Source organism: Bacillus sonorensis NBRC 101234 = KCTC 13918 (assembly GCF_001592005.1).
GTDB lineage: Bacteria > Bacillota > Bacilli > Bacillales > Bacillaceae > Bacillus > Bacillus sonorensis.
The window spans coordinates 175,709-190,351 of record NZ_BCVZ01000003.1 but is presented as its reverse complement, the minus strand read 5'-3'; the positions used below and the strand labels follow the sequence as shown (position 1 = coordinate 190,351).

The window sequence follows — 14,643 nt, the reverse complement described above, 5'->3', positions numbered from 1 at the left end:
AGGCATTCTTATTGAATTTAATAAAAACATTGATATTTACTTATGTTTAAAATTGTTTTAAGATTAAATTGTGAGAAAATTGTGGTGAAATATGCCGATTTTTCTGGTATATGATCTTGATCTTTAAAGGGGGATTTTGGAGAAATGGCGAAACAGCAGCAAATCGCGAAAAAAGACGCTTTTCAATCAAGAAAAACGTTTTCTGTACAAGGTAAAACGTACAGCTATTATTCTTTAAAAGCATTAGAGGATCAAGGAATTGGAAAAGTGTCTAAACTGCCTTATTCCATCAAGGTTCTGCTGGAGTCTGTCCTTCGTCAAGTCGACGGAAGAGTCATTACGGAGGAGCATGTTAAAAATTTGGCAAGATGGGGCACTGCCGAATTAAAAGACATTGATGTTCCTTTTAAACCTTCCCGGGTTATTTTGCAGGATTTCACCGGTGTACCTGCCGTTGTAGACCTCGCTTCATTAAGAAAAGCGATGGCCGAAGTCGGCGGAGATCCGGATAAAATCAATCCGGAAATTCCTGTTGACCTTGTCATCGACCACTCTGTACAGGTCGACAAAGCCGGCACTGACGACGCGCTGACCGTCAATATGGACCTTGAATTCGAACGAAATGCAGAACGTTATAAATTTTTAAGCTGGGCGAAAAAAGCGTTTAACAACTATCAGGCCGTTCCGCCTGCGACTGGTATCGTCCACCAGGTGAACCTCGAGTATTTGGCGAATGTCGTCCATGCTATTGAAGAAGACGGCGAAATCGTCACTTACCCTGACACACTTGTCGGCACTGACTCGCATACGACGATGATTAACGGAATCGGCGTTCTTGGATGGGGCGTCGGCGGAATTGAAGCTGAAGCGGGCATGCTTGGGCAGCCTTCTTATTTCCCTGTGCCTGAAGTTATTGGAGCGAAACTGGTCGGCAAGCTTCCAAACGGTACAACAGCGACAGACCTTGCTTTGAAAGTGACGCAGGTGCTTCGCGAAAAAGGCGTAGTCGGAAAGTTTGTCGAATTCTTCGGACCGGGTGTGGCAGAGCTGCCGCTTGCTGACAGAGCAACGATCGCCAACATGGCTCCTGAATACGGGGCGACTTGCGGCTTCTTCCCGGTTGATGAAGAGGCGTTGGAATACATGCGCTTAACAGGCCGCGATGAAGAGCACATTGCGGTTGTTGAAGAATACTGCCGCCAAAACGGTTTGTTCTACACACCTGATCAAGAAGATCCTGTGTTTACAGACATCGTCGAAATTGACTTGTCAAAAGTTGAAGCGAACCTTTCAGGTCCGAAGCGCCCTCAGGATTTAATCCCGCTGACCGAAATGAAAGAAACGTTCCACAAGCATTTGGTAAGCCCTGCCGGCAACCAGGGATTTGGCCTGGACGCTTCTGAAGCCGACAAAGAAATCAAGTTTAAGCTTGAAAACGGTGAGGAAGCGGTCATGAAAACGGGTGCGATCGCAATCGCTGCGATCACAAGCTGTACGAATACGTCAAACCCTTACGTCTTAATCGGTGCTGGGCTCGTTGCCAAAAAAGCGGTAGAGCTGGGCTTACAAGTGCCTAATTATGTGAAAACATCGCTTGCACCGGGTTCAAAAGTCGTCACAGGTTATCTGGTCAACTCCGGGCTGCTTCCATATATGCGCGAACTCGGCTTTAACATCGTCGGATACGGCTGTACCACCTGTATCGGAAACTCAGGTCCGTTAGCGCCTGAGATCGAGAAAGCAGTAGCTGACAACGATCTGCTGGTAACGTCCGTTCTGTCCGGAAACCGTAACTTTGAAGGACGGATCCACCCGCTTGTCAAAGGAAACTATTTGGCTTCTCCGCCGCTAGTCGTCGCCTATGCACTGGCTGGAACGGTCGACATCGATTTGAAAAAAGAACCGATCGGAGTCGGAAAAGACGGGCAAAACGTATACTTCAACGATATTTGGCCGACGATGGACGAAATTAATAAAGTCGTGAAGCAAACCGTTACGCCTGAGCTGTTCAGAAAAGAGTATGAGCGCGTGTTTGATGACAACGAACGCTGGAATGCGATCGAAACAACAGATGAAGCCCTTTACAAATGGGATGAAGAATCTACTTACATCCAAAACCCGCCGTTCTTTGAAAACATGTCAGTCGAGCCGGGAGTGGTGGAACCGCTGAAAGGTCTGCGTGTTGTCGGCAAGTTCGGAGACTCTGTCACAACAGACCATATTTCTCCGGCGGGAGCCATCGGCAAGGATACACCGGCTGGAAAGTACCTGCAGGAAAAAGGCGTTTCTCCAAGAGATTTCAACTCATATGGTTCACGCCGAGGCAACCATGAAGTCATGATGAGAGGAACATTCGCCAATATCAGAATCAAAAACCAAATTGCTCCTGGAACAGAAGGCGGATATACAACCTATTGGCCTACCGGTGAAGTCATGTCGATATATGATGCTTGCATGAAGTATAAAGAAAGCGGCACAGGTTTGGTTGTCATCGCCGGCAAAGATTATGGAATGGGGTCTTCGCGCGACTGGGCGGCAAAAGGAACAAATCTTCTCGGCATTAAAACCGTTATTGCTGAAAGCTTTGAAAGAATCCACAGAAGCAACCTTGTCCTGATGGGCGTGCTTCCGCTTCAATTCAAAGACGGAGAAAACGCTGAAACACTTGGTTTGACCGGAAAAGAAACAATTGAAGTGGATGTTAACGAAACGGTTCGTCCGCGCGATCTTGTCCCAGTAAAAGCGATCAGCGAAGATGGAACGGTGACATCATTTGAAGCCGTTGTCCGCTTTGACAGTGAAGTGGAAATCGACTATTACCGCCATGGCGGAATTCTGCAGATGGTTCTCCGCAATAAAATGAAACAGTAGTCTGAATGAAGGAAGAGAGAGCAGTTGCTTTCTCTTCTTTTTGTCAGATGACATGCCTTATGTTTGGAGGTGCCGATGGTAAAAAAATTGCTGGCTGCCGCCTTGCTTCTTCTGTTGGCCGGTTTTGCGGTGTGGAACTTTGCTATCAACAACAAAGCCGACATCGGGATTGAAAAAGGAGAAAAAGCGCCGGATTTTACGCTGTCCTCTTTAAAAGACGGAGACATTTCATTATCTGATTTTAAAGGAAAAAAAGTGCTGTTGAATTTTTGGGCGACCTGGTGCAAACCGTGCAAAACAGAAATGCCCGATATGGAAAAGCTGCAAAACGATCATAAAAATATCGCCGTTTTGGCAGTTAATTTTACCTCATCTGAAAAAAACAGCAAGGCGGTGGAAGAATTTGCCGACAGCCTTGATTTAACGTTTTCGATCGTACTTGATCAAGAGGGGATCAATGCAAAATACGGGATTTTTTCGTATCCAACTTCATTTATCATAAATGAAAGCGGAATCATTGAAGACATCGTCTTGGGAACGATGACAAAAAACGAAATGGAAAAAAGGCTGGGATTATAAAAAATCCCGGCTTTTTGCTTATATTGTCAAAAAAATGGCGAAAATGAGAATCATCTGGAGGTGATTCAACATGAAAAAAACAAAAAGGCGTACATTTGAAGAACTTGTCTCAGAAAACAAAAAAGAGCTTTTAACCAACCAGGAGTTTCTCGATCAGCTGGAAGACAAGCTTGAAGAGAAATTCAGGCTGAAATGACTTTTTAAAAATCAATTCATGTTTACGCCTCTTTTTGAGAATCCTATTTCTTAAAAGGAGGGATAGATGTGCCGAGAGAGCATGACAAACAGGCGAAATTTGCCCCGAGCCACCTTGGGACAAAGCCGGTTGAATATAAGCGCAACAAAGGAAAAAAGATGCATGATAAATCAGGGGAAACTCCGATTATTATGCAGACAAAAGGTGAGTAGTTTTTTAAAAGGAGGGGTTCGAATGATGAAACACAATCCGGATGACAGATCTGACAATGTTGAAAAGCTTCAGGACATGGTACAGAACACGATTGAAAACATCGAGGAATCCGAAGAACAGCTGTCATTTGCAAGCAATGAAGAACAGAGGCAGATCCGCGAAAAAAATGAGCGCCGGAATGAAAGCATTGAGGCAATGCGCAGCGAAATCCAAGACGAAGCTCAAGCTCGAAAACAAGGATATGATCAATAAACCAGGGCAACCTGGTTTTTTCCATGCCGCAAATGGAAGCCGCCAATCGTGTTTTTATCAAGGGCTTATGCTAAAATGGAATATACATTTTTTATAAGGGAGTAGAGGAATTTGTTCGTCTCAAAAAAAGAAATTGAAGTCCGATATGCTGAAACAGATCAAATGGGCGTAGTCTACCACGCGAACTATCTTATTTGGATGGAGGTAGGACGGACGGCTCTCATTAAAGACCTCGGCTTTTCCTACGCGGAAATGGAAAAAGACGGCGTTCTGTCACCGGTTGTCGATGTCAGCGTTCGATACATAAAACCGCTTCGCTACGGAGAAACAGCGTCCGTACATACATGGATTGAAGAGTACAACGGATTTAAGACCGTTTATGGGTATGAGATTTTCAATTCGAATGGAGAAACCGCTGTAAAGGGGACATCGTCCCATATTTGCGTCGATCGGGGCAGCTTTAAGCCGCTTCAATTCAGGAAGCTTTATCCTGAATGGCATCAGGCGTATGAAGAGGCCAAAAAATAAATGGCTTTCGGAATTAACAGACAGGAGCTCTATACATGGAAGCGGGCGGTCCAGAACGGAGAGATCGCGTTTTTAACGCATTATTGGCTCGATGACAGGTTTCCCGACGCCCGCACTGTGACAAAAGCAGGCTGCCAAAATATTGAGAAGCTTGCCGCCTGGGGAAAACAGTACGGTTTGAAAAAGGAATGGATCGACCGAAGAAGCGAATTTCCCCATTTTGATTTAATGGGCCAAAAGCAAATCGAGATTTTAACAAAAGAAAAGCTTTTCAGCCACATCAGACGGTTTCGGCTTCAGGAACGCTGACCCGCCTTTAGACGCAGGACCATAGTCCGTCGTAAAAAAGAACGCTGTAAAAGCGTTCTTTTTTACTGATATTCAAAAACCGGTTCTTCAGCAGATTCATTATAGGTCACAAAGAGATCGTGGTTGTCGAAGTACCAAATATCGCTTTCCTCAATAAAAAACGTAATCCCGTCCGCTTCCGCGCTCGCGCCGATTTGCTGCGGCTCATCTTTTGAAACTCCAAGGGAAAATCCTTTTTGAACATTGCTGCAACCGCCGTAACGGACAAAGAAGCGGACTTGATCACCTTTTTTCAAATCGAGCTCATCCTTATACCAATTAAGCGCCTCTTCATTAATCTTCAAATTCACGGGAAAGCACTCCTTTTTTAATGGTTTCAATATGGTGTTGTTTATTTAGTATACAATGAATTGGTTTGATCATGAACATTTGATGTTCCGTTATCATGCGGCGGATGTCAGGCAGGGAGGCATCAGCCTTTGCCTGACATCCATTTTATTTTAGGTTCGGTTTTATTTAAAATTCTTTTAATGTTTGTCCGGTGTCTGTAAATGACAAATGCCGTAAGAATGACGACAACCGCCACCAAAAAAACGTCTTTGGTGAACAGACTGTATATCGTCGTATACAGGCCTGTCAAAATAGAAGACAGTGAAACGTACTTTGTAAGAAATAAAAACAGAAAAAACACCGCGACCATTGTGACAAACAGCAGAGGCTGATAGCAGAGCATTACGCCTCCGGACGTAGCGACGGCTTTTCCGCCTTTAAATTTTGCAAAAACAGGGAACATATGCCCGATGACGGCGGCCACACCGGCCAGCAAAGGATGGACGCCGATGTGCAGGAAGGCCGGCAAATAAGCGGCGAGCGTTCCTTTTAAAATATCCGCAGCAATGACAATCGAACCCGCTTTCACCCCAAGCGTCCGGAATGCATTTGTGGCTCCGAGGTTGCCGCTGCCGTGTTCTCTGATATCGATTCCTTTGGCAGCTTTGCCGACAATCAAGCCGGATGGAATGCTGCCGAGTAAATAGGCTAAAATCAATAATAAAGCAATTAACATTTCATTTCTCCTTTTTAAATGATCCCTACTCTTTATTTTAACATGAGAGGCATCTTTCATGACGGCTTTTCTTTTAGATGCACCGTATATATCATACAAGATAATGCGCTCTGCGCCTATTAAAACTTTGAATATCATGTCCGGTTTCATGTAAACTGAATATAAAAGGAGCTGAAGCAGGATGGAAAATCCAACGAAACAGGAAATTAAAAAAATCCTTGAGAACAGCAGACGAATTGCTGTGGTCGGTCTATCAAACAATCCCGAGAGAACGTCTTATATGGTATCAAAAGCGATGCAGGATGCGGGGTATGAGATTATCCCGGTCAACCCGACAATCGATGAGGTGCTCGGAGCAAAGGCGGTGGCTTCGCTGAAAGATATTGAGGGCCATGTCGATATTGTTAATGTGTTCAGACGATCGGAACATCTTCCAGATGTCGCCAAAGAGTTTTTGGAAATAGATGCCGACGTATTTTGGGCACAGCAGGGACTTGTCAGTGAAGAAGCTTATCAGATGCTTAGCGAAAAGGGCTATACAGTTATTATGGATTTGTGCATAAAAGTGGCCCATGCATTGACCAAATCAGCTTAAAAAAGACAAAAATCCTTGTGATTTCAAGGATTTTTGTCTTTTTTATTCGAGAATCTATTTGCGATTTATTATGAAAAAGATACAATAAGTCTTGGACAGTTTTTTTAAGAATGTTTTTCCATATTACGTTAAGCTGCCTTGTGCAGCCTCGAGAGATTCGTGTAAAATGACGATTGTGCCATGCAGCCGCTCATTTTTGACATTTTCCTGACAACTCTTAAAGCGATGTAGGGAAAAGAATTAGATATCGCTTTGATTTATATTTCAGAGTGTGTATTATTCTTTATAAGCAATGTTTGATTTTTGAAAGGGGTTTATGCATTTGGTTAAAAAACAGCAGGTTGACTATAATGATGATTCCATACAGGTGCTCGAAGGCCTTGAAGCGGTCAGGAAGCGCCCCGGCATGTACATCGGTTCAACAGACAGCCGCGGCCTGCACCACCTCGTCTATGAAATCGTCGACAATTCCGTTGATGAAGTTCTGGCAGGGCACGGGGATCACATTATAGTAAAAATACATAAAGACAATAGCATATCGGTGCAAGACAGAGGCCGGGGAATGCCCACAGGAATGCATAAGTTTGGCAAACCAACTCCCGAAATCATTTTGACCGTGCTTCACGCCGGAGGGAAATTCGGCCAAGGCGGCTACAAAACGAGCGGAGGCCTTCACGGTGTCGGCGCATCTGTCGTAAACGCCCTGTCAGAATGGCTGACGGTCACGATAGAACGGGACGGAAACGTCTACAGGCAGCGTTTTGAAAACGGCGGGAAGCCGGTGACATCCCTTGAAAAAATCGGAACGACGAAAAAAACCGGCACCCTGATTCACTTCAAGCCGGATCCAAAAATGTTCAGTACGACGACCTATAACTTTGAAACGCTTTCAGAGCGATTGAGAGAATCAGCCTTTTTATTAAAAGGCTTAAAAATTGAACTGATTGATGAACGGAACCAAACACAGGAAACGTTCCTTTATGAAAACGGAATCGAAGCTTTTGTCGCTTATTTAAATGAAGAAAAAGACCCTTTATGTGAAGTGGTGTCTTTTGAAGGAGAGCACAACGGAATCGAAGTCGACTTCGCTTTTCAATTCAACGACGGTTATTCCGAAAACATTCTTTCGTTTGTCAACAATGTCAGGACAAAAGACGGCGGAACCCATGAGTCGGGCGCCAAAACGGCGATGACGCGCGCGTTCAATGAATATGCGAGAAAAGTGGCCCTTTTAAAAGAAAAGGACAAAAACCTGGAAGGAACAGATATCCGGGAAGGGCTCGCGGCCATCGTATCAGTGCGCATTCCGGAGGAGCTTCTGCAATTTGAAGGGCAGACAAAAGGAAAGCTTGGAACCAGTGAAGCGAGGTCTGCGGTGGATGCCATCGTTTCTGAACAGCTTGCCTATTTTCTGGAGGAAAACAGAGAAACGGCGACTTTGCTTGTCAAAAAAGCAATCAAAGCTGCACAGGCGAGAGAAGCCGCCCGAAAAGCAAGGGAAGAGGCGAGAACAGGGAAGAAAAGAAAGAAATCAGAGGCGACGCTCTCCGGAAAGCTGACACCCGCCCAATCGAGAAATCCGGCCAAAAACGAATTGTACCTTGTTGAGGGGGATTCTGCCGGAGGCTCTGCCAAGCAGGGAAGGGATCGGAAATTCCAGGCTGTCCTGCCGCTTCGCGGAAAAGTCATCAACACGGAAAAAGCAAAGCTTGCCGACATCTTTAAAAATGAAGAGATCAATACGATTATTCATGCGATCGGCGGCGGAGTCGGCGCCGATTTCAATATCGACGATATCAATTACGACAAGGTCATCATTATGACCGATGCCGATACAGACGGCGCCCATATTCAAGTCTTGCTGCTAACCTTTTTCTACCGCTATATGAAGCCTCTGATCGAGCATGGAAAGGTTTTTATTGCACTGCCGCCGCTTTATAAAGTCAGCAAAGGGTCAGGCAAAAAAGAAATCATTGAATACGCATGGTCTGACGAAGAAATGGACGATGTTTTGAAAAAAGTCGGAAAAGGCTACACGATCCAGCGCTATAAAGGTCTCGGCGAAATGAACGCAGATCAGCTCTGGGAAACGACAATGAACCCGGAATCAAGAACGCTTGTCAGGGTGAAAATCGATGATGCGGCTCGTGCTGAACGGCGTGTGACGACATTAATGGGCGACAAAGTTGAGCCGAGACGAAAATGGATTGAGAAAAATGTCGCTTTCGGACTTGATGATGAAGAAAGCAATATTTTGGAAAACGAGAACTTATCGGTCGCTGAGGAGGTTTAAATAAATGGCACAGCCAGAGATTTATCATGATTTACCATTGGAAGACGTGATCGGCGACCGTTTCGGCCGATACAGCAAATACATCATTCAGGACCGGGCGCTTCCTGATGCGCGCGACGGGCTGAAGCCGGTGCAAAGGAGAATTCTATACGCCATGCACGCGGAAGGAAACACACATGACAAAAACTTCCGCAAAGCCGCGAAAACGGTCGGTAATGTGATCGGGAACTACCATCCGCACGGGGACAGTTCCGTCTACGAAGCGATGGTGAGGATGAGCCAGGATTGGAAGGTCCGCAACGTTTTGATTGAAATGCACGGAAACAACGGAAGCATCGACGGAGACCCGCCGGCTGCGATGCGGTATACGGAGGCGCGGCTTGCATCGATCGCCGCAGAGCTTTTGCGCGATATTGATAAAGATACGGTTGAATTCGTTCCAAACTTTGATGATACAAGCAAGGAGCCTGTCGTCCTTCCGGCGATGTTCCCGAATCTGCTCGTCAACGGATCGACCGGGATTTCAGCCGGCTATGCGACAGACATTCCGCCGCATCACCTCGGAGAAGTCATCGATGCCGTCATTAAGCGGATTGATTCTCCGAACTGCAGTGTTGATGATTTAATGGAGTTCATTACAGGTCCTGATTTTCCAACAGGAGGAATCATCCAGGGAAAAGAGGGTATCAAAAAAGCCTATGAAACGGGAAAAGGCAAAATCATCATCAGGGGAAAAGCCGAGATCGAAACGATCAGAGGCGGCCGTGAGCAAATCGTGATTACCGAAATCCCGTTTGAAGTCAACAAGGCGAATTTAGTGAAGAAGATGGATGAATTCAGGATTGAGCGGAAAGTCGAAGGGATATCAGAAGTCCGCGACGAGACCGACCGCACAGGCCTCAGAATCGTCATTGAGCTCAAAAAAGAAGCGGATGCCCAAGGCGTATTAAATTTCTTATACAAAAACACCGATTTGCAAATTCCATATAACTTTAACATGGTGGCCATCCATAACAGAAGGCCGATGCTGATGAATCTGACCTCTATTCTTGATGCTTATATCGGGCACCAGAAGGAAGTCATCACAAATCGTTCTCAGTATGAGCTGAAAAAAGCGAAGGAACGGCATCATATCGTCGAAGGTTTAATGAAAGCATTGTCCATCCTGGATGATGTCATTGCAACGATCCGTTCATCAAATGATAAGCGGGATGCCAAAAACAACCTGATTGCCAAGTTTGCCTTCACAGAGCCGCAGGCTGAAGCGATTGTTTCATTACAGCTTTACAGATTGACCAATACCGATATTACGGCATTGCAAGAAGAGGCAAAAGAGCTTGAGCAAAAAATAAACGAGCTTGAAGCGATTCTCTCCAATGACAAGAAGCTGCTGAAGGTCATCAAGGACAATCTGAGAAAAGTCAAAAAAGCCTATGCGGGCGACAGGCTGTCTGTGATCGAAGAAAAAATCGAAGAGATTAAAATCAATCTCGAAGTCATGGTGGCCTCTGAAGATGTTTATGTTACGGTGACGAAAGACGGCTACATCAAACGAACAAGCCAGAGATCTTTCGCTGCTTCAAACGGCCAGGATTTCGGCATGAAAGATACGGACCGCCTGCTTTGTCAGCTGGAAATGAATACGACTGATGTGCTGCTCCTGTTTACGAATAAAGGAAGCTATGTATATTGTCCAGTCCACCAGCTTCCGGATATCAGATGGAAAGACTTAGGTCAGCATATTACGAATATCATTTCGATTGACAGTGATGAATCGATCGTAAAGGCGATACCGGTCAAGGAATTTACAGAATCAGAATATCTGCTGTTTTTCACGAAAAAAGGAATGGCGAAAAGAACACCGCTTCTTCAATATAAAGCGCAGCGCTATTCGAAGGCTTTAGTCGCCCTGAACCTAAAAGGCGATGATGAAGTGATCGACGTTCATGTAACAGATGGAGCGAAAGACGTGTTTATCGCGACACACTCGGGCTACGGTTTATGGTTTACAGAGGAAGAGGTCAGCGTCGTCGGCGCCAGGGCGGCCGGTGTCAAAGGCGTTAATTTAAAGGATGGCGATTTTGCCGTCTCAGGCCAGATCCTTGAAGATTCAGACGTGCTCGTCCTCGTCACGCAGCGCGGCGCTGTTAAAAGAATGAACCGCACCGAATTTGAAAAAACATCAAGGGCAAAACGCGGCGTCCTGATGCTGAGGGAGCTGAAGAAAAAGCCGCACCGCATCGCCGGACTGCTTGCCTGCTCCTACCATGATCAAATCACGATGCAAACTGAAAAAGGCATTACAGAAGAGATGCTTGTCAAGGATATCAAGCTTCATGACCGTTACAGCAACGGTTCTTTCATCATTGATGAAGATGAGGCCGGGGAAGTAACGGATGTATGGATTGGCAAACAAGGACAGGAGTGAAATCGACCTGCACCCCAATTGTAATTCAATATCCAGGGGCATCACACATGCCTATCAAGCTAACACACCAGTGAATACTTAGAGCAGAGTCCCTTATTTTTTGAATATATAATGTTGTGCCGTTACAACGTATTTTTTTGTAGTGCTGAGTAAGCGTCAAATATATGAAAGGTCTCTCTGCTTATTTGATAACAGAGTAAAACAACCCAGTCCATGTTCACGCCTTTAGTGAAGATGGACTGGGTTTCCTTGTTCACACCAAGATTATTGTACTTCTAACTCTTTTACAGTTTCGCCTTCAATTAACACCGGTTGATAATAGGTTTCGTTTGGCAAATCCTTCTTTCCTTGTAATTTCTTAATGACCCAATCAGCTGCATCGCGCCCCATTTGTTCTTGAGGGTGTGTCAATGTTGTTAGTTTGATATTCGCATTTTTGGCAATATACGAATTGTCCTGACCAATAATTGATAATTTGTCTGGGATAGAAATATTAAGTTGTCTGCATACATTTGCTACTTCCAACCCTACTTCGTCGTTATAGCAAACAATTGCAGTCAACACGTCTCTATTTTCATTTAGGAACTTCTTCAGGTTTGTGTATAGGTCCAGCTTCGTCTCTGTATTGTACGAAAGCACATGCTCTGGTTGAAATCGCAATTTGGCTTCGCCAAGCGCTTTTATATACCCCTTCATTCGATACTTTCCTTGTAAATCATCCTCTTTTGAAATGAGTCCAATTCGTGTATGTCCTCTTGATATTAATTCTTTTGTAGCGAGATAGCTAGACTGCACGTCATCGAGACAAAGAAAAGGAACTTCTAATTCTTCATAATAAGCATTGATCATGATGAAAGGAATATCCTGTTCCTTGAACGATAGGTAGTAAGCAATATTGGGATTGTATAGATTGCTTTTCGTAGGTTCAACAATCAAACCATCTACGCCATATGACAACATCATTTCCAGAGCTTTTTTTTCTTGTTCGACATCATTATTTGTACTAGCTAATAGTAACGAATAATTAGCCTCATTCAATCTCCCTTCAATTCCACGAATAATTGAGGGGAAAATGTAATCAGAAATGTAGGTCGTGATTACACCGATTGTTTTATTATTGGAATTCACGCCAGATTTTGATTGATACTGGTTACTAACATAAGTGCCAGACCCTTTTTCACTTCTTAAGAATCCCTCGTTCGATAGTTCTAAAATGGCCTTTCGAACAGTGTGCCGGCTAACTTTGTACTCTTCTTGTATGGCGGATTCAGTAGGAATTTGTTCTCCTACGCTGTAAACTCCTGAAAGAATTTTACTTTTTATATCATCAATGATGACCTTATACTTTGGTTTCATTTCACTCACTTCTTTCATAGTTGTTCGCATTCTAATTTTTTTAATTGAATTATTTGTGTGGACATATTTTATCATGGCTTTGAATGAATTAAAAGATTCCACCTATTTAAATTAACAAGCAATTATATTTTTTCTTTAGGTTTTATGTTATACAAATACCTTTTATTATAAACATGAAGAGAAAAATAACAGAAATATCGTTGTGATATTTATATGAACATATTTTATTATTCGTTGACAAATGTACGTACAAAAAATATACTAAGGTTGTTAATAAAGTTAAGCGAAAAAGAAAGCGCCTTCTTTCGATTAATTTTGAAATCGCTATCAGAGAGGGGAGTAACGTGAAAACGAATCGAGTAAACATCAAACAAGCGATAACTGAGGGAGAAACATCACTTGGAATCGAATTCGGATCCACACGTATTAAAGCAGTGTTGATTGATAGTAGTTTTGAAACAATCGCATCTGGAAGCTATGAGTGGGAAAACCTCTTGGAAGATGGATTTTGGACGTACAACTTAGTAGATATTATCACTGGATTGCAAACAGCTTACAGTGAAATGAAGAAAGAAGTTGAACGAAATTATGGCATCACCATTCGCAAAATTGGTTCTATTGGATTTTCTGCAATGATGCATGGGTATATGGCTTTTGACAACACAGGGGAGCTGCTTGTTCCGTTTCGAACTTGGCGCAACTCAACAACCAGTGCTGCAGCAAAAGAATTAACTGATCAATTTCAATTCAATATCCCTGAACGGTGGAGTATTGCTCACCTTTATCAAGCGATATTAAATGAAGAGAAGCATTTGCCTCGCATTGATTATATCACCACTTTAGCCGGGTACATTCACTGGTTACTGACTGGTAATAAAGCAATTGGCATTGGAGATGCTTCGGGCATGTTCCCAATTGATGAATCAACGCAAAATTACAACGAATCGATGGTCAAGCAGTTTGATGAACTGATTTCGATCAAAGGTTATCCTTGGAAGCTGAAGGATATTCTCCCCAAAGTTTATATTTCAGGCGAGCAAGCAGGTGAATTAACCGAAATTGGTGCGAAAATTCTGGATCAATCAAAAAATTTACAACCAGGCATTCCAATTTGTCCACCAGAAGGCGATGCTGGAACAGGAATGGTTGCTACGAATAGTGTGAGGAAACGCACTGGAAACATCTCAGTAGGAACTTCAGTTTTTGCCATGATTGTATTAGAGAAAGAACTTTCAAAAGTATATCCGGAAATTGATTTGGTAACAACACCAAACGGCAGTCCGGTTGGAATGGTTCATGCGAATAACTGCTCAAGTGATATTAATGCTTGGCTAGGATTGTTCCGTGAATTTTTTGAGGCAATGGGACAAAAGGTTGAAACGAATAAATTATTCGAAGTGATGTTAAATAAAGCTTTGGAAGCCGACTCAGATGGCGGTGGTTTACTAAGCTACGGTTATTTCTCCGGTGAAAATATTACAGGATTAGAAGAAGGCCGGCCATTATTTGTCCGCTCACCAGAGAGTCGTTTCAATTTAGCAAACTTCATGCGGACACACCTTTTTACAGCTTTTGCTGCTTTGAAAATCGGAATGGATATTTTGACAAAAGAAGAAAATGTTGCAATTGACAGCATTTTAGCTCATGGTGGTTTATTCAAAACCCCTCTTGTTGGACAAAAAATTGTTGCAGCTGCAATGAATACGCCAGTATCAGTTATGGCGACAGCCGGAGAAGGCGGTGCATGGGGAATGGCTATTCTTGCTTCTTACATGATGAACAAAGATCAAGAAGAAAGCTTAGAAGACTTCCTCGACAAAAGAGTCTTTCAAGAGGCTGATGGGCAAGAAATTTACCCTGATCAATTAGATGTTGAAGGATTTGAAGCATTTATCGAACGGTACAAAAAAGGTTTAATGATTGAGCAGGCCGCTGTAGATCATTTGATTTTATGAGT

At 43.7% G+C, this 14,643-nt stretch carries 14 protein-coding genes; 11 read left to right on the top strand and 3 right to left on the bottom strand.

Annotation, left to right across the window (positions count from 1 at the left end; translation table 11 throughout):
• The first annotated feature begins 144 nt into the window (after positions 1-144).
• The 7 genes from acnA to BTR1S_RS06235 all read left to right on the top strand — a co-directional run bounded on the left by acnA (position 145) and on the right by BTR1S_RS06235 (position 4,948).
• Positions 145-2,871, top strand: a complete 2,727-nt coding sequence (gene acnA, locus BTR1S_RS06260; RefSeq protein WP_029418869.1) for an aconitate hydratase AcnA — start codon at positions 145-147, stop codon at positions 2,869-2,871.
• Positions 2,872-2,946: 75 nt separating this feature from the next.
• Positions 2,947-3,450 (top strand): redoxin domain-containing protein, encoded by a 504-nt coding sequence (locus BTR1S_RS06255; protein WP_029418868.1) that lies wholly within the window; start codon positions 2,947-2,949, stop codon positions 3,448-3,450.
• Between the two features lie 70 nt (positions 3,451-3,520).
• Positions 3,521-3,646: an FbpB family small basic protein gene (locus BTR1S_RS21690; RefSeq protein WP_006637038.1), complete on the top strand. Its 126-nt coding sequence runs from the start codon at positions 3,521-3,523 to the stop codon at positions 3,644-3,646.
• A 68-nt stretch (positions 3,647-3,714) separates the two neighbouring features.
• On the top strand, positions 3,715-3,858 hold the full coding sequence (locus BTR1S_RS06250) for an acid-soluble spore protein N (protein WP_006637039.1): 144 nt from the start codon (positions 3,715-3,717) through the stop codon (positions 3,856-3,858).
• Between the two features lie 25 nt (positions 3,859-3,883).
• Positions 3,884-4,111, top strand: a complete 228-nt coding sequence (gene tlp / locus BTR1S_RS06245) for a small acid-soluble spore protein Tlp (RefSeq protein WP_087962492.1) — start codon at positions 3,884-3,886, stop codon at positions 4,109-4,111.
• A gap of 111 nt (positions 4,112-4,222) precedes the next feature.
• Positions 4,223-4,639, top strand: a complete 417-nt coding sequence (locus BTR1S_RS06240; RefSeq protein WP_006637041.1) for a YbgC/FadM family acyl-CoA thioesterase — start codon at positions 4,223-4,225, stop codon at positions 4,637-4,639.
• The gene (locus BTR1S_RS06235) at positions 4,640-4,948 is read left to right on the top strand and encodes a hypothetical protein (RefSeq protein WP_006637042.1); all 309 of its coding nucleotides are present in this window, start codon (positions 4,640-4,642) and stop codon (positions 4,946-4,948) included.
• A 62-nt stretch (positions 4,949-5,010) separates the two neighbouring features.
• On the opposite strand, the gene BTR1S_RS06230 is transcribed toward BTR1S_RS06235, so the two are convergent.
• Positions 5,011-5,298, bottom strand: a complete 288-nt coding sequence (locus BTR1S_RS06230; protein ID WP_006637043.1) for a HesB/YadR/YfhF family protein — start codon at positions 5,296-5,298, stop codon at positions 5,011-5,013.
• Between the two features lie 122 nt (positions 5,299-5,420).
• Complete coding sequence (gene plsY, locus BTR1S_RS06225) at positions 5,421-6,014, bottom strand: glycerol-3-phosphate 1-O-acyltransferase PlsY (protein ID WP_006637044.1); 594 nt, start codon at positions 6,012-6,014, stop codon at positions 5,421-5,423.
• Between the two features lie 181 nt (positions 6,015-6,195).
• Between plsY and BTR1S_RS06220 the strand changes: the two genes are divergently transcribed.
• From BTR1S_RS06220 to parC, 3 genes are all read left to right on the top strand, one after another.
• Entirely contained in the window at positions 6,196-6,609 is a 414-nt protein-coding gene (locus tag BTR1S_RS06220) for a CoA-binding protein (protein WP_006637045.1), read from the top strand.
• A gap of 322 nt (positions 6,610-6,931) precedes the next feature.
• Positions 6,932-8,902 (top strand): DNA topoisomerase IV subunit B, encoded by a 1,971-nt coding sequence (gene parE, locus BTR1S_RS06215; protein WP_006637046.1) that lies wholly within the window; start codon positions 6,932-6,934, stop codon positions 8,900-8,902.
• A 4-nt stretch (positions 8,903-8,906) separates the two neighbouring features.
• Positions 8,907-11,330 carry a DNA topoisomerase IV subunit A gene (gene parC / locus BTR1S_RS06210; RefSeq protein WP_029418867.1) on the top strand — a complete coding sequence of 808 codons (2,424 nt, stop codon included), beginning with the start codon at positions 8,907-8,909 and terminating at the stop codon, positions 11,328-11,330.
• Between the two features lie 264 nt (positions 11,331-11,594).
• On the opposite strand, the gene BTR1S_RS06205 is transcribed toward parC, so the two are convergent.
• The gene (locus BTR1S_RS06205) at positions 11,595-12,686 is read right to left on the bottom strand and encodes a GntR family transcriptional regulator (protein WP_029418866.1); all 1,092 of its coding nucleotides are present in this window, start codon (positions 12,684-12,686) and stop codon (positions 11,595-11,597) included.
• Between the two features lie 344 nt (positions 12,687-13,030).
• On the opposite strand from BTR1S_RS06205, the gene BTR1S_RS06200 reads away from it, so the two are divergent.
• Positions 13,031-14,641, top strand: a complete 1,611-nt coding sequence (locus BTR1S_RS06200; RefSeq protein WP_029418865.1) for a xylulokinase — start codon at positions 13,031-13,033, stop codon at positions 14,639-14,641.
• The last annotated feature ends 2 nt before the right edge of the window (positions 14,642-14,643 follow it).

Excerpts from the sequence above, each read along its gene's own strand:
- acnA (WP_029418869.1), top strand. The coding sequence starts at position 145 with ATGGCGAAACAGCAGCAAATCGCGAAAAAAGACGCTTTTCAATCAAGA.
- plsY (WP_006637044.1), bottom strand. The coding sequence starts at position 6,014 with ATGTTAATTGCTTTATTATTGATTTTAGCCTATTTACTCGGCAGCATT.
- BTR1S_RS06205 (WP_029418866.1), bottom strand. The coding sequence starts at position 12,686 with ATGAAACCAAAGTATAAGGTCATCATTGATGATATAAAAAGTAAAATT.
- BTR1S_RS06220 (WP_006637045.1), top strand. The coding sequence starts at position 6,196 with ATGGAAAATCCAACGAAACAGGAAATTAAAAAAATCCTTGAGAACAGC.
- BTR1S_RS06235 (WP_006637042.1), top strand. The coding sequence starts at position 4,640 with ATGGCTTTCGGAATTAACAGACAGGAGCTCTATACATGGAAGCGGGCG.
- BTR1S_RS06255 (WP_029418868.1), top strand. The coding sequence starts at position 2,947 with ATGGTAAAAAAATTGCTGGCTGCCGCCTTGCTTCTTCTGTTGGCCGGT.
- parC (WP_029418867.1), top strand. The coding sequence starts at position 8,907 with ATGGCACAGCCAGAGATTTATCATGATTTACCATTGGAAGACGTGATC.
- BTR1S_RS21690 (WP_006637038.1), top strand. The coding sequence starts at position 3,521 with ATGAAAAAAACAAAAAGGCGTACATTTGAAGAACTTGTCTCAGAAAAC.
- tlp (WP_087962492.1), top strand. The coding sequence starts at position 3,884 with ATGAAACACAATCCGGATGACAGATCTGACAATGTTGAAAAGCTTCAG.